The organism is Pleomorphochaeta caudata (assembly GCF_055395745.1).
The window spans coordinates 1,836,779-1,858,795 of record NZ_AP042458.1; the positions used below are offsets into that span (position 1 = coordinate 1,836,779).

The following is a 22,017-nucleotide window of genomic DNA, read 5'->3' on the forward strand; positions in this document are numbered from 1 at the left end:
AAGTATTATTTAATATTTATACATAAATATTTAAGAAATATTAATAATTATTTAAGAATGGCTAATAATTATTCAAAGATTTTTGTATTATTATAAAAAAAGCTTGAATACAACAAATGTATCCAAGCTTATATATCAAATAATTATTTTGTTTTTTAAATTATTTTTGTGTGTCGATTCCATATAATAAATCAAAGTAATCCATATCGGTTGTTAATACTTTATTTAAGTCAGGAATTGTTTTTTTGTATGATTCTAAGGTTCTCCAAATCTTAAAGAAAGTAGGATCAGCTTCATAAGCTTTTGCATAAATATCAGCGGCTTCAGCATCAGCAACACCCTTTATTTCTTCACTTTCTGCATATGCAGAAGAAATAATATTCTTTTGTTCGCTTTCAGTTTTACCTCTCCATTGAGCCAATTGTCCTTGACCATAAGATCTATAAGCTTCAGCGATTTGATTTCTTTCCTTAATCATTCTTTCATAAACACTTTGAGTTAAATCATCACTGTATCTAATTTGTCTTATAACAATATCTATTAATTCAATACCATAAGCATCAGTAAAGGTACTTGCCATATTGTACATCTTTGAAGAAAGTCCTTCACGTCCGATATTAATAGTTTCTTGAAGTGTTGTTGTTTTTGTTAAATTTCTTAAATTTTCTGCATCTTGTAGATTGTCTAAGTTTTGAACATTCTCTTCTACTTCCATTTCATTAATCTGGTTAGAATTTCTAACAGCTTCATTTAATGGGTTCTCTGAAATTACTGTTCTAACTGTTGAATCTAAGATATCATTTAATCTAGAAATACCATTATCTAAAGTATTTACAGTTTCATAATATTTAGCTGGGTCACTAATTTTCCATCTAGCAGTAGTATCAACCCAAATGAATTGATTTTCTTTAGTTGGAATTCTTTGTGCTTCACCATCCCAAGATAATATCTTTTCTGGATATATTAAAACATTATCAATAAATGGAACTTTAAATTTTAAGCCAGCTTCATTTTCACTATCTATTATTTTACCGAATCTAGTTACTACTGATTGTTCACCTTCATTTAGAATATAGAAAGGTCCAAGTAAAACAAATACAATTAATAGTGCAAATATTACAACTAGAGTTGTTACAAATTTTTTCATTAGTTAGTACCTCCTGTTGTATTTTGATCAACTACTGTAGCAGGTGCTGAGGTGGATGCATTTTGGATTTGTGAAATTGGTAAGAAATTTTCCAAATCTTTATCGATTAGTGTTAAGTTATTATTGCTGTTAGACATAATTTCTTCCATTGTTTCGATATAAAGACGATCGGCAGTAATTTCTTTACTGTTTTCATAAGTTTCTCTCATGCTATTAAATCTAGCAACATCACCCTTAGCATTATTAACTCTTTCTTTTGCATAACCTTCTGCAATTTGAATTTGTTGTTTTGCTTCACCTTGTGCTTTAGGAATGATTGAGTTGTATTGTTCTTTACCTTCATTTATGTATCTATTCATATCTTGAATAGCTTTGTTAACATCTTCAAAAGCATTTTGAACTGTTCCCTCAGGTGGTACAATGTTTTGTAATTTAACAGTTACAACTTTAATTCCAAGGCCATATGAATCAAATGTATTTTGCATTTGATTTTGAGCGTCAACTTCTATAGCTGTTCTTTTACTAGTCATTACAGATAGAATAGGTAAATCCCCTACTAGTTGGTTCATTACACTTTGACTTATATCTCTAATTGTTTTTTCTTTTTCTCTTACATTAAATAACCAATGTTCTGGATTGCTGATTTGATATTGAACAATCCATTCTAAGTCAATGATATTTAAGTCCCCTGTTAGCATGATTGATTCAGAAGGATAATCTGTACTAGCAATTAAAGGGCTAGTGTTGATTGTGCTTCTATAACCAAAAGTCATTGTTTGAACAACACGAGTTGGAACTTTATAAGCTTTTTCAATTCCTAGAGGAATTTTGGTTTGTAAGCCCGGGCCAACTGTTCTACTGTACTTTCCGAATCGAGTAACTACAGCCTGTTCTGTTTGGTCAACAACGAAGAAACTTGACATAGCTGAAGCTAGTACTATTACAGCAATAATCAATCCAATTATTAATTTAGGACTAATATTCAATTTCTTATTTGCTGGTTTGAAAGATTCTTGATCCATGTTTTCTCCTCAAGAGTTTTTCTCTTCATATCTTAAATGTAACTATGTTTTACTATCGAGGTCAAGCAATTTTCGAATAATACTTAGTTTTATGTTAAATATGAAATAATTGATAATAAATTTATATTAATAATTCTATATAGGTTGAAAATTTGTTATTTCGATTATATTATAGCAAAAGTATTATTGAATTTTTGTGCAAAAAAAAATATTTTATTTTTATTGCATTTTATGGGATTACCTGGAGGTTTTAATGAAGAAAAAAAGACTAGTAACTTCTGCATTACCTTATGTAAATAACATTCCTCATTTGGGAAATTTAACTCAAGTGTTATCGGCTGATGTTTTTGCTAGATTTTGTAGATCAAAAGGATATGAAACATTATATGTTTGTGGGACTGACGAGTATGGTACAGCAACTGAAACTAGAGCTTTACAACAAGGCGTAACCCCCAGAGAGCTTTGTGATCATTATCATGTTATTCATAGAGATATATATAATTGGTTTAATATTAACTTTGATTATTTTGGTAGAACTAGTACTGAAAAGCAAACAGAAATTGTTCAACATATTTTCAATAAAGTTGATGAAAACGGATTTATTAGAGAAGGGGAAATTGAACAGCTATATTGTCCAAATTGTCAAAGATTCTTGGCAGATAGATTTGTTTTAGGAACTTGTCCTCACTGCCATAGTGAGAATGCTAAAGGTGACCAATGTGATAATTGTTCAACTCTTTTAGAGCCTACTGAACTAATTGATCCACACTGTAGTGTTTGTGGTGCTACTCCAGAAGTTAGAAAAACAAAGCATTTATATATTGATTTACCAAAAGTGTTACCTATGTTGGAAGCTTGGATGAATGAAGCTTCAGTTAAAGGTTTTTGGGCAAAGAATGCAGTCCAAGTTACAAAGAGCTGGATTAGAGATGGTTTAAAAGAAAGAGCAATTACTAGAGACTTAAAATGGGGTATCCCAGTTCCTAAAAAAGGTTATGAGGATAAAGTATTTTATGTTTGGTTCGATGCTCCAATAGGATATATTTCAATTTCTGCTTATGCTGTTGAAGATTGGAAAAGATGGTGGTATAGCCCAGAAGATACTGAGTTATTCCAATTTATTGGTAAAGATAATATACCTTTCCATACTGTTATTTTCCCTTCCTCTTTATTAGCAACTGGTGAAAATTGGACTATGTTACATCATATGAGTTCCACAGAGTATTTAAACTATGAAGGTGGAAAGTTCTCTAAGAGTTTGGGTGTTGGTATTTTTGGTAACGATGTTATGGATACAGGCGTTCCTAGTGATGTATGGCGTTTCTATATGTTCTATAACAGACCTGAAAAATCAGATGTTATGTTCTCTTGGTCTGATTTCCAAGAAAAAGTAAATGGTGAATTAATTGGTAATTTATCAAACCTTGTAAATAGAACTTTAACATTTATTAATAGATTCTATGATGGAAAACTTCCTGAAGGTGAACTGGATTCTGAATTAATAGCACAAATTATAGAGAAAGAAAAAACTATTGATGGTTTATTAGAAAAAGCTGGCGAAAGAGATGCCCTAAGAAATATCTTCTTCTTATCTTCTATCGGTAATAAGGCTTTCCAAGATGGAGAACCTTGGAGAACTAGAAAAGAAGATCCAGAAAGTGCTGCTAAATTATTAAGAACCTTAGTTTATTTAATTAGAGATTTAGGAATTTTAGTAGAACCTTATATGCCTGTAACTAGTAAGAAAATTTTAAGTTTTGTAAAATGTGAAGACGCAAATTGGTCTGATTTAGGTAAATTTGAAAATATTAATGAAATAGGAAATATTGAATTATTATTCTCTAAGATAGAAGATGAACAAATTGAAGACTTTAGAAAAAGATTTAATGGAAAACAATCTGATAGAGATAATAATAAGGGAGATAATAAAGTGGAAGAAAATAAAGAAACTTTAAGCGTAGCTGAAGATTTTGCTGCACGTGTAGATTTAGTAGTAAGTAAAATTGTTGAAGTTGAAAAACATCCTGAAGGGGATAAGCTTTATATTTTAAAACTTGATACTGGCGATGAAAATGATGATAGAACAATTGTTTCTTCAATCGTTCCATATTATAGTGCTGAAGAATTATTAAATAAAAATATTGTACTTGTAAGAAATTTAAAACCAGCTAAATTTAGAGGTGTTAAATCTAGAGGTATGTTATTAGCAGCAACAGAGAAGGGTGATGAAGATCATTCAACTTGTGAAGTATTATTTGCTGATGATTTTGAAGTAGGTACTACTTTATTACCAGAAGGCACAAGTGCTCCTGAAGAAGATAGATTTTATGTAAAAGGTAGCAAATTCTTTGAAATGCCAATGTACACTGAAGACGGTGTTGTAAAAGTTGATGGAAAGGCAATTAAATCCTCTGATGGAAAAACTTTAACAGCAAAAGTATATGTTAATGGTGAAGTTGGTTAATAGGTAATTTAATTAATTATTGCAGGCAATGAATAGAAATATTTGTTGCTTGTTTTTTTTATATAATGCATATAAAAAATTATATTGACATCATATAATTTTATATATAAAGTTATTATATAAGGGAAGTAAGAATATGAATTATAAAGAATTAGATACGCCAAGTTTAATAATTGATCAAGAAACAATGTTAAAAAACATAGAATTTATGCAAACCTATGCTAATGATAATAAAGTTTTATTAAGAGCTCATACCAAAACACATAAAATGCCTGAAATTGCAAAAATCCAAGTAGAATATGGATCTAAAGGTATTGCTGTAGCAAAAGTTGGTGAAGCAGAGGTTATGGCTAAAAATGGGTTAAATGATATTTTTATTGCTAATGAAATTGTTGGAGATATTAAATTAGAGAGAATTGCAAAATTAGCTAAGGATATAAAAATCTCATTTGGTGCTGATTCAATTGAACAAGTAACAAATATTCAAAAAATTTTCTCTAAATATGATTTAATTGCAAATGTTTTAATTGAAATCGAAGTTGGAGAAAATAGAAGTGGGGTTATAGAAAAAGATGATTTTATAAAACTTTTATCTCAAATAAAAGAAAGTGAAAATATAAAATTTAAAGGTATTTTTTCCCATGATGGTAATTCTTATTCAGCAAAAACAGTAGCTGATTGCTTACAAATATCTATTAATGCACAACAAAGAACTTTAGATTTTGCTGCTATTGCAGAAAAACAAAATTTAAAATGTGAAGTAATAAGTTATGGATCAACACCAACTTTGTTTAATAAAGCCCCAATCTTAAAAGGAATTACTGAAATAAGACCTGGAACATATATATTTATGGATGCAGCTCAAGCTAATGCAATAAATGATAAAAGTCGATGTGCAGCTAAAGTACTTGCTACAGTTATAAGTAAACCAACAAAAGAGAGAGTCATTTTGGATGTTGGTGCAAAAGGGCTAACTATGCAAGAAAGAACTGCAGGCATTTGCTCAACTATAGGGAAAGGTACAATTTTGGGATTCGATAATTTATATATTGAGAAAGTCTTTGATGAACATGCAATTATTAATAATGAAGAATTTAATAATAAAGTTAAAATCGGAGATAAAGTTTTAATTATTCCTGTTCATATCTGTCCTGTTTGTAATTTGTATGAAAAAGCGTATTTGATTTCTAAAGATCAAGTTATAAAAGAAATAGATATTGCATGTAGGGCGAAATTACAATAGGGAGATGTATTATGAAAAATAATCCAATTTTTAAACCATATATATTAATGTCAAAGATGATTGTGGAAACCTTTGGAGAAGATTGTGAGGTAGTGCTTCATGATTTATCTAATCCTGAGCATTCTGTTGTACATGTTGAAAATTCTAAAATTACAAATAGAAAAGTTGGCCAAAGTTTTGATCATATTGTAAAACAGGTGATATTTTCAAAAAATTTGAAAGATGATCATGTTAGTAATTATTATTTTAAAACAGCAAATAATAAAATTATTAGATCTTCAACCTTATTAATTAGAGATATAGATAATAAGTTGATCGGAGCATTATGTATAAATATAGATACAAGTAAAGTAGTTAATGAAATTGAATATTTAAAAACTTTTCTACCTAATGTTGATGATAATGTTTTAAGTTTTATCGACAATGATTTATTTGATTATGATTTAGAGATAAATAATGATGATTTACATGTTGAGAATATGATAACTTCCTTAATTGATAACATATTATTAGATTGTGAGCCTAAAAATTTATCTAGAGAAGAAAAGATTGAAAAAATTAGCTTTATGGATTCTAAAGGAATTTTTTTAATGAAAGGTAGTATTGAACAGGTAGCTGATAAACTAGGGATTAACAAAGTTACAGTTTATAGTTATCTAGATGTAGTAAGGGGGAAAAGATAATGAAAATAGCTCAGATCCAAATGAAAGTTCAAAAAGAAAAAAAAGATTCATTAAATTTAGTTAAAAAAATTATTAAAACTCAAATTCCTAATGATGTAGATTTCATAGCACTGCCTGAAATGTTTAATTGTCCTTATTCAATGGAAAACTTTCCACTATATGCAGAAAGAGAGATGGATACGGTTTGGAGGGAATGCTCTAATATTGCAAAAGAATATAATGTTTATTTAAGTGCTGGATCAGTTGCTGAATTGGATAAAAATAATAAAGTATATAATACAGCTTATGTATTCGATAGATCTGGCAAGCAAATAGCAAAACATAGAAAAATGCATTTGTTTGATATTGATGTAAAGGGTGGACAATATTTTAAAGAGTCAGAAACTTTAAGCCCTGGAAATAAAATTACAACTTTTGAAACAGAATTTGGAACAATGGGACTTTGTATTTGTTATGATTTTAGATTCCCTGAACTTGCAAGATTAATGACTTTAAAAGGTGCAAAAGTAATTTTTGTTCCTGCTGCTTTTAATATGACAACAGGGCCATCTCATTGGCAAGTTATGTTTAGGTCTCAAGCTTTGAATAATCAAGTCTATGCAATTGGGACAGCTCCCTCTAGAGATTTAGATGCTTCATATAAGTCATGGGGCCATAGCATTGTAGTAGATCCTTGGGGAGCAATTGTATCTCAAGTTGATGAAAAAGAGCATGTAATAATTAATGATATTGATTTAAATTACGTAGATGAAGTAAGGACTCAATTACCATTATTAAAGCATAGAAGACGTGATGTTTATTCTTTGGAACAAATAAACAAATAAAGGAAAAATATGAAAAAATTAGTATTAGATTATAATAATAAAGGTCATTATTCACCTGCGATTATTTCAAATGGAATGTTGTATGTATCTGGACAGTTACCAATAGATTTTAAGAGTGGTAAAATAATTGGCTCAGATATTGATAGTCAATTTAATCAAGTTTTAAAAAATATTGATTATATTTTAGTAAAAGCTGGAATAACAAAAAATCAAATAGTTCAGACTCGTATATATATTTCAGATATTAATAATTGGGATATTATTAATGAGATTTATTCAAAATATTTACTTAATCATAAACCAGCAAGAATTGTGGTTCCTTGTTCTACTTTGCATCATAACTCTTTAGTAGAGATGGAAGTTATTGCTGAAATGGAGAATTAATTATGGATTTTGTTTGTTCAAAATGTAAAAAGCATGTTCCACTAAATACTCTTTTACCAAAATGTGAATGTGGTGGACTTTGGAAATTAGATTTTACCCCTCCAAAATTTAGTTTGGATGAAATTGATAAAAATGAATGGAGTCTATTCAGATATAGAAAATTTTTAGCACTCGAGGATGATAGCTGGAAGGATGTATCTCTTGGTGAAGGTTTAACCCCAATTGTTAAATTTGATGATGATTTATTTTTAAAAATGGATTATATGATGCCAACTTTATCTTTTAAAGATAGAGGTGCTGTAGTATTAATCTCTCATTGTAAATCAATTGGAGTTAAATCTGTTGTTCAAGATAGTAGTGGAAATGCTGGAAATAGTATTGCAGCTTATAGTGCAAAAGCAAACATTGAGTGCGAAATATTCGTACCAGAGGGAACTTCACCTAAAAAGATAGATATGATTAAAGCTCATGGCGCTAAAGTAAATATTGTAGAAGGTTCTAGAGACCACTGTGCAGATGTTTGTAGAGAAAAAGTTGAAAACGATAATGTTTATTATGCTAACCATGTTTTTAATCCATTGTTTTATGAAGGTACAAAAACATATATTTATGAAGTGTATGAACAATTAAAAAGGATTCCAGAAAATATTTTTATTCCAGTTGGTAATGGAACATTGTATTTAGGAGTTATACATGGTCTTGAACATTTATTAGAAAGCGGGGTAATTGATCATATGCCCAACATTTATGCAATACAAAGTGAATTTTGCGATCCTCTTTATGCAGCAAAGCAGAATAATCTCCATAAACCAGTAAAAGTAAATATTAAAGCTACTTTAGCTGAAGGTATAGCAATAGGAGAACCTATGAGAGGTGAAGAAATATTAGAATTAGCTTATAAATATCATATAAAATTTATTCATACTCCAGAAGATAAAATTCTTGAAGCTCGTAAAATTTTAGCAAAAAAAGGTATATACTGTGAACATACCACAGCTGCTAATTATGCAGCATATCTAGAATATTGTGATAATAATGGAAAATTAAGTGATAGCTTAATCACTATCTGTGGAGCGGGATTAAAATCTGATCATTAGAAAATATAAGAGGCTTATTGCAATAATCAATAAGCCTTTTTAATTAATTTAGAATACATCAATTGACTCAGTAAAACTTGAATCATTTTGAGTTAAATCAGTTATAAAGTTTAAATAAATTGTATCTGAAAATTTTCCAGCATTTAAATTATAAGTAGATGCATCTGAATAGGAATAGATATAAAAATCTCTAGTTTCACTATCACTAATGTTATCAACTTTTATTATATCATTGGCATCGACTGTAACTGTTCTATTAGGTCTATTGTTTCTCTTACTTAACTTAAGGGAATAAGGAATTTCTTTTATCCCTGAGCCTGGATTTGTTGATATCAGATTAAAATCATTTTTACTCGTAATTTGTAAACCAACATAATAATCATTATTTGTTGTATTTCCAGTGTTTGTCCCAGCTTGGAGAGAAACAATCCATTCTAGATTAGTTGATCCGAGATTATCAAAGAAACTGCTTTCAGTCCAACTACTAGGTTTACTAGCATTGATATTTAAGAAAGATGAAGGCTCTGGATCAAAAGCTGGTACTGTAGGAATTGTCATACTATCTGTTAAATTACTATTATAGAAAATTATTTCACTTACATTATTTTGTATATAGAATAAATAATAGTTTGTTGGCCCATCGGTATCAAGATATAGATATGCATTTGTAGGTAGAGTTTCTGAAGATTCATCAATTATATAATATAATGTTATTGTAAAACTCCAAGCAGTGTCAGAAAGATATGCTCTATGATATAGATATGTTTTTACAGGATCGTATCCATCATCTTCATATACTTGATCATTAGTACCAAGTTCAAAATAGAAAGTTTCATCATTTCTGTATCTATAATCAACTGATACTTTAGCAAGTAAATTACAAGACCAGGCTTTATAACCATCTGAATTAGGATCATAATGATTTGAAAGAGTTGCAGTGTAATTTTCTATGTTAATATGAGGGATAGCCTTATAACTTTCACTAGATGTGGTAGCATTGTACAAATCAGCAATTTTAATAGCTTTAACAGTTTTGCTAGAACCATACCCTTGATAATAGTTTATACCATCAGTATTCGTAACTATTGGAGTATAAGTAATCTCTTCAATATCAAAGTAGCCCGCTTTTGTTTCTGAACTTGGATCGTAGGCAAAACAAAAAGATACTGAAAAAATATATAATAAAAATAAAATCGAAATTGATTTAATAATTCTTGCTGTTCTCATGTCATAAGATTAATATGATTGGTATTAATTGTCAATAAATTTGTCCATATTTGTAATCTTTTTAATAAATAAATAGCTAATAATCTTGTTATATTTATTTTTTCATGTTAGATTATGAGTGAAATAAGGAAGAAGAGACGGGAATATGAAAATTAAAAGATTAATTTTATTGCTATTTATGACAACACTTGCAACTTTTATTTTTGCTAGCGAAAGAATAGAGGTGGCACCCCCTGGTGTGCCTTTAGAAATATATGGCATATGGAATCCTAATGAAGAACCGCTTTTTATACTTTCTGCTAATTCTCAAAGTATTGATTATACTCAATCAACAATCCAATATCAAACTGCTGATTACGACTTAAGTGTACCAAATCAAACTGAAAATTTTAATATTTATCTTTATAGTAATTATAATTACTGGAGTTATTATGGTTCGACAAAAAATTATACATTGAATATTTATTTTTCAAATTATTTTGTACCAGTTGATGACACATTATTTTCACAAAATAATTATCCAAGCGTTCCAATTTATTTAAATGAAACTTTATCTAATAAAACTTTCTCAGTAAGTAGTTGGCCATGGGGATCTACTACATATAATTATATTGAAGCTAATAGTAATGTTCAAAACCAAAGTTCAAGTATTACTTATGAAAATAGAACTGTTCCAGCAAAAAAATATGGATATAATATTAGAATACCTTCAGGCTTAAATTCTTTAGATCTTATTTATTTTAACTTTAGATGGAATGGCTATACCACACCAGTAAATAGATATTGGGATATGGAAGGGTATGTAAGAGTTGAGATAATTAGCAATTAGGGTTTATAATCTAAAAAATGAATGTTAAAAAGATTGGTTTAAATGAATTAAGTGTAAAAAATCCTTTTGTTAGTGAATATTGGGCAGAAATAAAAAGCCATAACAACTGGGATGCAAAAGCATTTTTGATTATAGATGATGAATTTAGTTATGAAATTATGATATTAACTAAACCCTTGTTTATGAACTTTTGTATTGCTTATATTCCTTTTTCTCCAGTTTCTCTTAATAACAATATTTTTTTGGATCAAAAAAAGTTAAAAGCTGCTTTACTTCTTATAAACAAACTAATAACTAATAAAATTGTATTTTTTAAAATTGATTTACCGTATGAATATTCTAATGAATTAGATTTCTCTAAAAGCTTTATTTTAAATAAGGAAAGTGTTCAACCTGAGTTAACTATTAGAATTAATTTAGATGATTCTATTGAAAATATAAAAGCGAAATATAAGAAAAGAGCAAAAAGAAATTTAAATAAAAATAAAGATATTATAAAAACTGTTAGTGTAGATATAAATAAAGAAAATATTGATATTTGGTATAATATTTATGTTGATACAGCAAAAAGAGATGGGTTTCAACCTAGAAGTTATGATTATGTTTATAAAATTTTAACTACTAAAAAAGATGTTAGAGTTCAATTATTATTTGCTTATTATAATGAAGAAGTTGTAGGTGGAATTATTTTAATTTCTTCTAAATCTTTAGCCGTATATTTATTAGGGGCTTCAAAAAAGATTGATAATATATCAGCTAGTTATTCAATACAAGATTTTGCAATAGATAATTTAAAAGAGCAAAATATTAAAATTTATGATTTGTATGGAATAGGGGATGAGACAAATTCTAAACATCTTAAAAGCTTGACCCTTTTCAAGACTTCTTTTGGTGGTGAAATTTTGAAAAGAGTTCCAACATTAGATTTACCTATTAATAAAGTTTTATATAAAGGTTATAAGCTTGCTGAAAAGATAAGAAATTCTATTTATCGATAATTTGTTTTGCTAATTTTTTAAATTGATTTCCTCTATCAAATTCATTAATGAATAAATCAAAACTAGCTGCTCCAGGGGAAAGCAATACAACTTTCATGCTAATTGAATCATCTTTTTCTGCTAAAGCTAGAGTGTTATCAAAAGCATTATTCATATTATGATATGGTCCATAAAATTTTATATTATTATCTTTTAAATATGGTATTAATTTATTTTGGGTAAAAGAACCATCTAATAGAGTTAATGATTTTGCTTTTCTAATAGTATTAATCATATAATCTACTTTTAGATTTTTATCTGTACCTCCACAAATTAGATGAACATTTACTTTATTAAAATGTGATATGCTAAATTCTATTGCTTCAGGTATTGTTGCAGCACTATCATTAACAAATAGTATATTATCTAAAAAACCAACCCATTCAATTCTATGAGCAACGCCTTTAAAAGTATTTAGATGCTTAAAAATATTTTCTTTTTTAATATTTAGAGCTAATAAAGCCTTATATGCAGGAATTAATTCAGGTTTTTCTAAGAATTCTTTATCAATTTTTTCATCACTGAAAATTATATTTTTCTTTTTTAAATTTGTAATTTCTTTGATAGTATTCTCAAAAGCTTTTGGACAAATTGCAATTTTAGTATTTTTATTAAAAAGTTTTAGTTTATCTTGTAGATATCTTTCCATAGAATCGTATGTGTTTTGATGATCTTCAAGAAGGTTTGTAAATATTGATATTTGTGTTTGTGGAAAATCATTTTTCATGTACAAGAAAGTATCCCTTAATTGCCATGATGAAAATTCACATATAAGAAAATCTATTGTGTTTTCTGATTTTTCTAAGTATGAAGCAATTTCAAATGCGCTAATTCCCATATTTCCAACTAATTTAGCGTTATATCCTGATTTCTTTAAAACATGGTAAATAGCATGAGAAGTAGTGGTTTTCCCCTTTGTTCCTGTTATTCCAATGATTTTAGTTTTATCTAGATTAAAATTGTCAAATAAATAAGCAAAATCTGTTGTAATATGCTTTGCATACTGTAGATATTTATTGCTTGGAAGAATTCCTGGATTTTTTATAACCAAATCAGCCCATAAAAAATCTTCAATTTGATGTTCTCCTAATCGAAATTTTGCTCCTAATTCTTTTAAAACCTTTAAAGCTTTTTCAAAAGAATTTTCATTTTTTATGTCTGATACTAAAACTTGATGGTTATGTTCTAGAAAATATTTAGCAGCTGTAAATCCACCACCGTTTACACCTAATCCAAATATTAATACCTTCATTTTTCTCTCCCCAGCTTATAGATGTATTATATACTCTTTTATAAATTATTAACAATATTGAACAATAAAAAGATACATTTAATTATAATTAATTCAAAGTTAAAAAAAACTCATATAATTTTATAGTTTTAACCTTGAAAAATAGTTATAAAATCAATATTCTAATAGAGGTTTGCTCAAAAATAGGTTGATTGACATTATCTTATATTTATTGCAAACTTATAATGAATAATTATTAAATTACTTCGGGTCACGTTGTGACAATATAACCGAAAAATCATATTTAAGGAGCTTTACAGTGCCTTGTGGAAGAAAAAGAAAAAAGCATAAGATTGCAACTCACAAGAGAAAGAAAAAACTAAGAAAGAATAGACATAAAAATAAGTAATTCTTAGGCAATTTTGCTTTTGCTGCTTAAAGCAGTACCTGGCTACTAACCGTCGGTTATTCTTCCGGCGGTTTTCTAGCGAACAGTGTCAGTTGATGTGTTTGAATGGCAAACACACGCTTTATAATATTATAAATGGATTATAAAGAAGCCTCTTTATCCACTAAATGTGGATCTAATGTCCGTAAGGAGGACGCATGAGAAATTATGAGTTCACAGTAATCTTCAAAGCAAATGAAGAAGATACTCAAGCTGGTCTTAACCAAGTTTCCAGTTTATTTGAGGAAGCTGGTGTTGAAATCACTAAGCAAGAAGACTTGGGCGTTAAATTATTCGCCTATGAAATGAAGAAACAAGACAAAGGTCACTATTATTACTATGAATTATCAGCAGACCCTTCAACTATTGTTTCTTTTGAGAAAAAGTTCTTACTAAATAACTCAATTGTTAAGTTCTTATTTGTAAAGAAAGAAAAATAAGTTTAATTAATTGAAAATGGAGATGGTATATGGCTACTGATTTAAATATTGTTGCGTTAGTTGGTAGACTAACTCGCCCTTGTGAAATGCGTTATACAAATACAGGATTTGCTATTTGTTCTTTTACTCTTGCAGTTAACAGAAGAAAGAAATCTCAAGATGGCTCTTGGAATGATAGCGTAAGCTTTTTTGACTGTTCATATTTTGGAAAAGCTGCTGAAGGGGTTAGTCAATATCTTACAAAAGGTCAACAAGTTTCAGTCCAAGGATATTTGGACCAACAAACTTGGGAAACTAATGGGCAAAAAAGAAGTAAAGTTGTAGTCATTGTAAATTCTTTGAGTTTGTTGGGAAGTAGTTCTAATAATAATAACCGACAAGCTTATGTGAATAATGGAAATCAAAATCAAGGCTATAATGGTCAAAATTCTCAAAGCTATAATAACAAAGGAAATCAACAGTTTGGAAATACTGGCAACAGTTATTCAAATAATATGAATACTAATAAAAATATGAATGATTCAGTAGATGATTTTCCAATGAATGGCGGACCAGAAGATTTTGCCGATGATATTCCATTTTAAGATCTAAGGAGAAACGAATAATGCGCGAAAAAAATGACGCTAAAGACGAAAAGAAAGACAGTAAAGCACCTAGAAAAAATACAGGTCGCCGTGGCGGTTTTAGAAAAAAGGTTTGTAGATTCTGTGCTAACGAAAGTGCACCTGATTATAAGAATCCTGATCAGTTAAAGAGATATACAACAGAAAGAGGTAAGATTCTTCCTGCACGTATTACTGGTAACTGTGCAAAACACCAAAGAGCTGTTACTGCTGAGATTAAAAAGGCTCGTATCTTAGGATACTTACCTTTCGAGAAAAAATAATAGGTATTGTATGGTTGTAATAGATCGAAGAAATAATTCAATATATTTTGCATTAGTAATGAGTGCAGTATTTTATTTTGTTGGGTTTACTTCGTTTTTATTAGTGCTACCTTTATTATTTTATTATTCTCGTAGTAGAGAGAGAGCTAAAACTTTATTAGCTTTACTATGTTTATTAGTATTTGTTCTTATAATGGAAATTTTTCCAGTAAGAAATCAGTTCGCTGATAAAAGTGTAATGGGTATGCTCTCTATTGGGTTGTTCTTACCGATAGTTCTTATAGGAAGTTCAATCGTTTGGGTCCTTTTAGATGGTTATAGATTGTTATATCGATATATAGCCAGCTCATTGGTTGTTGCCCTTGTAATGGTAATAGTAGGTTTTTGGTTCAAATCTAATTCTGAAATGGCTTTGGCTGTGGATAAAGCTATAGTTGATGCCTTGAATGCATTTTTGAATCAGGAATCACAACAAACATCTCTTTTATTAGGTGTTCCTACTCAAGAGTTGTTTTCAACTTTAAGAGTTGTTGTTTTTTCAATGTTATTGCCTTTGGGTGCTGGTATATTTGGCTTTAATGCTTTCTTTGCACTTTCTACTCCAAAGTATTTTGGGGATGAGAGTTTTGATGAAAGAGTAAAAAATTGGAAACTGCCAGAAGGTTTTATGTGGGCCTTCTTAGCAAGTTTAATATTATTGCTTTTAGGAGTATTTATTGATTATTCATTGAGTATTTCTTTAATTGTGATAAACTTATTATTATATTTGGCATTATTGTTTTCAATTCAAGCCTTAGCAATTTTCTTATATAAGAGAAGAGCTAAAGGATATCATACTAGAGCAGCTAGAGTTTTTGGACTTACATTGTTCTTGGTTATACTATTTCAAGGTTTGAACATAGTTGCTGTCGTCGGACTACCAATATTTGGTGTTACGGAGACATGGTTTACATATAGAAAGTAAGAGAGAAGGAGTTTTCAATATGAAGATTATTCTTAATCAGGATGTTATAAACCTCGGTGAAGAGGGTGATGTAGTAGTAGTAAAAGATGGTTATGCTCGTAACTATTTATTACCACAAGGATTTGCAGTAGTTTACAATAAAACTAATATGTCTATTGTAAATAGTCGTGCAAAAGCAATTGAAGCAAGAAAAGCTGAAAAAAGACAAGCTTCTGCTAGCTTAAAAGAAAAATTAGATGATTTAACTTTAAATTTAGTTGTTTCAGCTGGTGATACAGGTAAATTATTTGGTAGTGTTTCTTCTGCAACTGTTCAAGAAGCTTTATCAAAAGAAGGTATCGAAATTGAAAGAAAGAAAATTGATGTACCTTCAAACATGATCAAAATGGTTGGTAACTATACTGTTCGTGTTCACCTATATGAAAAAGACTATGCTACTGTTAAACTTGTTGTAGAAAGTGAAGCTCAAATTAAAGCTCGTGAAGCAGAAGAAAAGAAAGCTGCTGAAAAAGCTGCAAAAGAAGCTGAAAAGAAAGCTGCTGAAGAAGCTGCTGCTGCTGCAAAAGAAGTTGCTAGTGAAGAAGAAAAAGAAGCTCCTGTAACTGAATAAAGATATTAGGAGTTAATATAATATGGCATCGTTTGATAACAATACTCGTATTTTGCCCAATGATGAAGCTGCTGAAAAAGCAATTCTAGGTTCAATACTGTTAGATAATTCAATTATTAATGAATTATCTACTATACTTGAGCCAAGAGATTTCTTCAAAACAGGACATCAAGAGTTGTTCCAGACGATGCTTGATTATTTTAATGAGAATTCAAGTAGTCGAATTGATTTAATTACTTTAGTAGATAGCTTGAATAAAAAAAATAAATTAGAGATATGTGGAGGTCTTCCATATATTTCAAGCCTTACCAATGAGGCACCTTCCTCTTCTACTGCATTAATCTATGCAAACATGATAAAGAAATTATCAATGCGTAGACGTTTGATTACTGTTGCTACGGTATTAAAAGATGATGCATATGATTTAACTCAAGATATATCAACAACAATTGATAATGGTGAAAATTCTTTATCAACTTTAGCCGCTAAGGGTAATGTAGCAGGGGAATATTATAGTGCTACTAAATTATTATTAGATACAATTAATAATATTGAAAGAAGAACCAGTGAAGATGGTTTTACTGGATATAGTACAGGCTTTAATGATTTAGATAAGCGTTTGTCTGGTGGTTTTAAAGAGCAAGATTATGTAATAATTGGTGCTAGACCTTCTATAGGTAAAACAGCTTTTGCATTAACAGTTGCACTTAATATGTTGACTTTGAGTAATTACAGAGTCGGATTTTTATCATTAGAAATGAAGGCTACAGATCTGTTAGAAAGAGCTTTAACTGGTATTAGTAGGGTCGATTTCTCTCATATCAGAAATGGTTTATTAACTGAAGCTGAATTGTCACAAATCTTTGATGCTTGTGATAACCTTTCAAAAAGGAAATTCTTTATTCAAGATACTCCTAATATGCAATTAAGTGATATTCGATCTCAAGCAAGAAAAATGAAGAGAGAGGATGATATTCAAATTTTGTTTATTGACTATATTGGGTTAATTCAAAATACAGATAATACAGTTCCTCGTCATGAACAAATTGCTAACATTTCCCGTACTTTGAAACAATTAACTCGTGAATTAAATATACCAATAGTAGTTCTATCTCAGGTTGGAAGACAAACTGATGGACAACTTCCTAGATTGGCTGATTTAAGAGAATCTGGTTCAATTGAACAAGATGCTGATATTGTTATTCTATTACATAGAAATAATGCGGAAGAAACAATCATTCAAAAAACAGAAGTCTTAGTTGCTAAAAACCGTAATGGTGAAACAGGTAAGATTAATTTAGGTTTCCATAGAAATATTGTAAGATTTGAAGAATTGTCTAACGACTATAATTCAAATTAAAAAAAACACCAAAATAATAATTAATTATTTCGGTGTTATAATCTTTTTGGTCTAAATTTATTTAGCCATTTTTTTTTCGGCTAATCTTTCTTCCCAAAGTCTATCTGCAGTTGGAGCCCATTCTTTAGCATACTCAATTGTTTTGCTAACAAGATGATCTGCATTTTCTGGAGCCTCAAGGTCTGTAGATACAGCATTTGCTTCCTTTACCATATTAGGTAAATAAGATGGATTTTCAAGCATAGGACAAGGTCTAAACATATTTTTATTAAATGGTTGATGTTGTCTATATTGCATGAATAAAGGTTGCTGTAGTGCTTCTAATAAAGTATTCTCATGAATGTTTGCTGTGGAGTAGTGGATGAATACACATGGCTCTACATCTCCATTAGGATTGATGTGTAAGAAGTGTTTACCTCCTGCAATACAACCACCAACATATTCTCCATCATTTTGGAAGTCTAACATGAGAAGTAAATTATCATTATTTTCTTTTCTTTTTTTCCTAAGAGTCTTAAGCATAAATTCTCTTTGTTCTGGGGTTGGAATTAATTCTTTTCCAGTATTTTGTCCAACAGGCATAAAATGGAAATACCAAGCCCATAAACAACCTTTATCAACTAAAAGTTTTAAGAATTCATCACTAATAACTGTTTCACAGTTTTGTTTAGTCCAACAAACAGAAGTACCAAATGGAAGTCTATATTTTTTTAATAAATCCATAGCTGTCATTACTTTATCAAAACAACCATCGCCACGTCTAAAGTCGTTTTCTTCTTTGAACCCTTCAAGTGATATACCTAAGATGATATTTTTACAATTAAGCATATCTTGACAGAATTTATCGTCAACCAAAGTACCATTAGTGAAGCAATGGAAAACACAATCAGAATGTTTTAATGCAAGTTTTACAATATCATCTTTTCTTACTAAAGGTTCTCCACCAGTAAGTAAGTAAAAATGAGTTCCAAGTTCTTTACCTTGAGTTACGATTGAGTCCATATCCTCATATGAAAGATTATGTTTTGGTCCATATTCTCCTGACCAACAACCTTTACAATGCATATTACATGCACTAGTTGGATCAAATAGCATAGTCCAAGGTACATTACAATCATATTTTTCACTTGTTTCTCTAACAGTATTTAGTCCTCTATATCCACTTTCATATGCAAGATTTAACATTAAAGTTTTTATGATTTTTGGATCTACATCATTAAAAATCTTTTTTGCATATCTCATCCATTTTGAGTTTGGATCTTCTGTGAATTTAGCCATATTTTCAAAAGCATTTGTTCCTGATTTTTCTTTATCTTTATCAGTTGGTTTAAAGTATTTTTTTAATAAATTTATAATATCATTTATGCCTTGTTCTTGATTTTTTATTGCATGATTAATTGCAATATCCAATCCAGCCCCAATTGCAGTTCTAGCTGCTTTGTGTGAAATACTCATAAACACCTCCGTATTTATATATTGTATTCTCAGTATTATGATTCATAAAGGGGCAAAAACTTAAAAACGTCAAAAATTACCACACTTTTATGATATTGGGGTATAAAAATATTAAAAATTTGATAACATTTTTTCTACAATTGTCTAAAAAAATATCTAAAATCTATAAAATACATAATGGAAAATAGAATTACAACACATACTAATCCAAAAATTTGTGTTGCCCAATAATGTTTTGGTGATATCTTTTTATTTGTTATCATTTCTATTAATGCTATTAACATTTGACCACCATCAAAGGCAGGAATAGGTAATAAATTCGCTATAGTCAAAGAAATTGATACAATAGCTAATAGGTATAGAAATGCTCTTAACCCGCTTGTAATGCTGTTTTCAAAGCCTAATACTGTAATATTGCCAATCATAAGAGACGCTCTCATTGGGCCAGTGAATACTGTTCTAATATCATCAGTTTTCTTTTTAAATAAACTAAAAATGCTATTTAAGGTGTCTTTAAAAAGTCTAATAGACATTGATATACCATTTGATAGGGCGAAATATAGAGGCTCTCCTTCTATTGTTTTTGTTGGGGAGTATAAAGAGAAACTATGATTAATAGATCCATCTTTATTATATTTAGGAGTATATGTAATGTTAACAACATCATTATCTCTAAGTACTTTTAAATCTATAATATTAGAATTGATTTGATTAAAAGCCTTTAATAAATCCAAATTATTTTCAATTTTTATATCATTTACTTCTATGATTTGATCAGCTTTTTTTAAGCCAGCTTTATATTCAGGTGAAAATAATCTAACTAATGAGATTACTGGTTTTATTACATTTGTTAATCCATATCTATATGTATTATTTTCAGATAATTCTCCGTCTATCATGACATTGTATATTCTATTATCCCTTTCTATTAAAAGATCAATATTTGAGAAATTATGTTCAGATAAAAGATTTGTAAATTCTTGCCAATCCTGTATTTCAATATTATTTAATTTTAGAATTCTATCATTTTTTTGAATTCCATTAGATGCAGCTGGACTTGATGAATTGTTAAATAAGGTAGGATATTCATTAACAGGGGTAACTACAGCAGGAGTAGATAGAGTTTGATGAGATGAAAAAAATAGGGCAGTACACAAGAAAATTGTTAATAAAAAATTTGTTATTGGACCTGCTAAATAAGTTAAGAATTTTGCCAAAGGTTTTACAGAGAAAAGGGAGCCACTTTCAACATGAATAAATTTTTTTTTATTATGATCTAATGCTCTTGTTAAATCATCAGCCCCTTTCATTTTACAATATCCACCAAATAGGAAATATGAAATTCTATATTCAGTTCTTCTAAGTTTTTTCCCAATCATTTTTGGGCCAAATCCAATTGAAAAAATTTCTACATCAATTTTAAATATTCTTGCAGCAACAAAATGCCCAATTTCATGGAGTAGAACAATAATTCCTACGCCAAATATACCAACTATATATTTAAGTGCTGTTGATAAGAGTTGATCCATTTTGTTTCCTTTTGTGTTAGATTAAATATAACTTTTTGCTATCCTTCTTGCAATCTTATCAGTTTCTAGAATATCTTCAAAGCAAGTTACATTATCAGAAAAATCTTTATCTATTGTTTTTAAAACAATATCTTGAAGTTTAAGATATGAAATTTGTTTATTTAAAAATGCATATACAGCTTCTTCGTTAGCAGCATTAAATGCAATTGGGTATCCATTTTTCTTTTCTAATATATCATATGCTAATTTTAATAAAGGAAATTTCTCATAATTTGGAGCTTCAAAAGTTAATTGGAGAGAAGTGAAATCAAGAGGTTTCACTAATTCTTTATTGCTGTATCCATCTAATATTCCCTCGATGATAGGCAATGACATATTAGGATTTCCCATTTGAGCATAAACAGCACCATCATGTAATCTTATCATAGAATGAATGATGCTTTGAGGATGAACAGTAACTTCAATATCTTTTGGTTCAAAATTAAAAAGGTATGAAGCTTCAATAACTTCAAGAGCCTTATTAGCAAGGGTAGAACTATCAATGGTAATTTTAGGTCCCATTTTCCAGGTTGGATGGTTTAGTGCTTTTTCAACAGTGATATCCTTGAACTTAGATAATTCTAAATTTCTAAAAGGTCCACCACTTGCTGTTATAATCAAAGATTTTACATTTTCTCTTTGGTGGGAATCAATAAGAGCTTTTATTGCTGAGTGCTCACTGTCTACAGGTATGATTTTACAGTTATTTTTTTTTGCTAAATCAAATATAACGGCAGCGCCTGTTACTACTGATTCTTTATTAGCTAAAGCAACATCTTTTTTATTGTTTAAAGTATCTATTGTTGCTTTAAGTCCATCAAAACCTGAAATACCATTTAAAACGATATCACAAGGGGTTTCTTTTATGAGATCAAAAATATTATCAAAGTAATTAAAATTAGAGTTTTTATGAGAAGAATTTGAAAGTAATAAGTTTTTAATATTGAATTTTGTCGCTATAGCTTCTAGTTGTTCATAGTTTTTATTTGCACTAATTCCGACGACCTCTATTGGTAGTCTTTTTTCTAAAATTGCATTTAAACAGGTAGTCCCAATACTTCCTGTAGCTCCTAAAATAATAACTTTTTTCATCTTGTC

General features: G+C 29.2%; 21 protein-coding genes. 14 read left to right on the top strand and 7 right to left on the bottom strand.

The window, feature by feature from the left end:
- Window positions 1-160 precede the first annotated feature (160 nt).
- Window positions 161-1,147: a protease modulator HflC gene (gene hflC / locus ACZ5RS_RS08560; protein ID WP_464634447.1), complete on the bottom strand. Its 987-nt coding sequence runs from the start codon at window positions 1,145-1,147 to the stop codon at window positions 161-163.
- Window positions 1,147-2,169 carry an FtsH protease activity modulator HflK gene (gene hflK / locus ACZ5RS_RS08565; RefSeq protein ID WP_464634449.1) on the bottom strand — a complete coding sequence of 341 codons (1,023 nt, stop codon included), beginning with the start codon at window positions 2,167-2,169 and terminating at the stop codon, window positions 1,147-1,149. Before hflK ends, hflC begins: the two co-directional genes overlap by 1 nt.
- Before the next feature lie 253 nt (window positions 2,170-2,422).
- On the opposite strand from hflK, the gene metG reads away from it, so the two are divergent.
- The 6 genes from metG (at window position 2,423) to ACZ5RS_RS08595 (ending at window position 8,864) form a co-directional block, all read left to right on the top strand.
- On the top strand, window positions 2,423-4,633 hold the full coding sequence (gene metG, locus ACZ5RS_RS08570) for a methionine--tRNA ligase (protein WP_464634451.1): 2,211 nt from the start codon (window positions 2,423-2,425) through the stop codon (window positions 4,631-4,633).
- Window positions 4,634-4,769: 136 nt separating this feature from the next.
- Window positions 4,770-5,876, top strand: a complete 1,107-nt coding sequence (locus ACZ5RS_RS08575) for an alanine racemase (protein ID WP_464634453.1) — start codon at window positions 4,770-4,772, stop codon at window positions 5,874-5,876.
- 11 nt (window positions 5,877-5,887) lie between these two features.
- Window positions 5,888-6,559 (top strand): helix-turn-helix transcriptional regulator, encoded by a 672-nt coding sequence (locus ACZ5RS_RS08580; RefSeq protein ID WP_464634455.1) that lies wholly within the window; start codon window positions 5,888-5,890, stop codon window positions 6,557-6,559.
- A complete protein-coding gene (locus ACZ5RS_RS08585; RefSeq protein WP_464634457.1) occupies window positions 6,559-7,383 on the top strand; it encodes a carbon-nitrogen hydrolase family protein in 825 nt (274 codons plus the stop codon). The genes ACZ5RS_RS08580 and ACZ5RS_RS08585 overlap by 1 nt, the downstream gene beginning before the upstream one ends.
- Window positions 7,384-7,392: 9 nt before the next feature.
- A complete protein-coding gene (locus ACZ5RS_RS08590; RefSeq protein WP_464634459.1) occupies window positions 7,393-7,767 on the top strand; it encodes a RidA family protein in 375 nt (124 codons plus the stop codon).
- Window positions 7,768-7,769: 2 nt separating this feature from the next.
- Window positions 7,770-8,864: a threonine synthase gene (locus ACZ5RS_RS08595; protein ID WP_464634461.1), complete on the top strand. Its 1,095-nt coding sequence runs from the start codon at window positions 7,770-7,772 to the stop codon at window positions 8,862-8,864.
- 48 nt (window positions 8,865-8,912) lie between these two features.
- Here the strand turns inward: ACZ5RS_RS08595 and ACZ5RS_RS08600 are convergent, their stop codons facing one another.
- Window positions 8,913-10,091, bottom strand: coding sequence for a hypothetical protein (locus tag ACZ5RS_RS08600; RefSeq protein ID WP_464634463.1), 1,179 nt, complete (start codon window positions 10,089-10,091; stop codon window positions 8,913-8,915).
- A 145-nt stretch (window positions 10,092-10,236) separates the two neighbouring features.
- Between ACZ5RS_RS08600 and ACZ5RS_RS08605 the strand changes: the two genes are divergently transcribed.
- Window positions 10,237-10,920, top strand: a complete 684-nt coding sequence (locus ACZ5RS_RS08605) for a hypothetical protein (protein ID WP_464634465.1) — start codon at window positions 10,237-10,239, stop codon at window positions 10,918-10,920.
- A 17-nt stretch (window positions 10,921-10,937) separates the two neighbouring features.
- The gene (locus ACZ5RS_RS08610; protein WP_464634467.1) at window positions 10,938-11,918 is read left to right on the top strand and encodes a lipid II:glycine glycyltransferase FemX; all 981 of its coding nucleotides are present in this window, start codon (window positions 10,938-10,940) and stop codon (window positions 11,916-11,918) included.
- Here the strand turns inward: ACZ5RS_RS08610 and murD are convergent.
- Window positions 11,905-13,209, bottom strand: coding sequence for a UDP-N-acetylmuramoyl-L-alanine--D-glutamate ligase (gene murD / locus ACZ5RS_RS08615; protein ID WP_464634469.1), 1,305 nt, complete (start codon window positions 13,207-13,209; stop codon window positions 11,905-11,907). The two genes, ACZ5RS_RS08610 and murD, sit on opposite strands and share 14 nt — an antisense overlap.
- Window positions 13,210-13,794: 585 nt before the next feature.
- Between murD and rpsF the strand changes: the two genes are divergently transcribed.
- The 6 genes from rpsF to dnaB are packed head-to-tail and all read left to right on the top strand — an operon-like array spanning window position 13,795 to window position 17,896.
- A complete protein-coding gene (gene rpsF, locus ACZ5RS_RS08620; protein ID WP_464634471.1) occupies window positions 13,795-14,076 on the top strand; it encodes a 30S ribosomal protein S6 in 282 nt (93 codons plus the stop codon).
- Between the two features lie 29 nt (window positions 14,077-14,105).
- Window positions 14,106-14,660 carry a single-stranded DNA-binding protein gene (locus tag ACZ5RS_RS08625; RefSeq protein WP_464634473.1) on the top strand — a complete coding sequence of 185 codons (555 nt, stop codon included), beginning with the start codon at window positions 14,106-14,108 and terminating at the stop codon, window positions 14,658-14,660.
- Window positions 14,661-14,680: 20 nt separating this feature from the next.
- Window positions 14,681-14,962 carry a 30S ribosomal protein S18 gene (gene rpsR / locus ACZ5RS_RS08630; RefSeq protein ID WP_464634474.1) on the top strand — a complete coding sequence of 94 codons (282 nt, stop codon included), beginning with the start codon at window positions 14,681-14,683 and terminating at the stop codon, window positions 14,960-14,962.
- A 10-nt stretch (window positions 14,963-14,972) separates the two neighbouring features.
- Complete coding sequence (locus ACZ5RS_RS08635; RefSeq protein WP_464634476.1) at window positions 14,973-15,926, top strand: hypothetical protein; 954 nt, start codon at window positions 14,973-14,975, stop codon at window positions 15,924-15,926.
- 19 nt (window positions 15,927-15,945) lie between these two features.
- Window positions 15,946-16,536, top strand: coding sequence for a 50S ribosomal protein L9 (gene rplI / locus ACZ5RS_RS08640; RefSeq protein ID WP_464634478.1), 591 nt, complete (start codon window positions 15,946-15,948; stop codon window positions 16,534-16,536).
- A gap of 22 nt (window positions 16,537-16,558) precedes the next feature.
- Window positions 16,559-17,896: a replicative DNA helicase gene (gene dnaB, locus ACZ5RS_RS08645; RefSeq protein WP_464634480.1), complete on the top strand. Its 1,338-nt coding sequence runs from the start codon at window positions 16,559-16,561 to the stop codon at window positions 17,894-17,896.
- 57 nt (window positions 17,897-17,953) lie between these two features.
- Here dnaB and ACZ5RS_RS08650 read toward each other — a convergent pair whose 3' ends face one another.
- The 3 genes from ACZ5RS_RS08650 to dxr all read right to left on the bottom strand — a co-directional run bounded on the left by ACZ5RS_RS08650 (window position 17,954) and on the right by dxr (window position 22,011).
- Complete coding sequence (locus ACZ5RS_RS08650) at window positions 17,954-19,351, bottom strand: radical SAM protein (RefSeq protein ID WP_464634482.1); 1,398 nt, start codon at window positions 19,349-19,351, stop codon at window positions 17,954-17,956.
- A 134-nt stretch (window positions 19,352-19,485) separates the two neighbouring features.
- Window positions 19,486-20,880 carry an RIP metalloprotease RseP gene (rseP, locus tag ACZ5RS_RS08655; protein ID WP_464634484.1) on the bottom strand — a complete coding sequence of 465 codons (1,395 nt, stop codon included), beginning with the start codon at window positions 20,878-20,880 and terminating at the stop codon, window positions 19,486-19,488.
- Window positions 20,881-20,901: 21 nt separating this feature from the next.
- Window positions 20,902-22,011, bottom strand: coding sequence for a 1-deoxy-D-xylulose-5-phosphate reductoisomerase (gene dxr / locus ACZ5RS_RS08660; RefSeq protein ID WP_464634486.1), 1,110 nt, complete (start codon window positions 22,009-22,011; stop codon window positions 20,902-20,904).
- Window positions 22,012-22,017 lie beyond the last annotated feature (6 nt).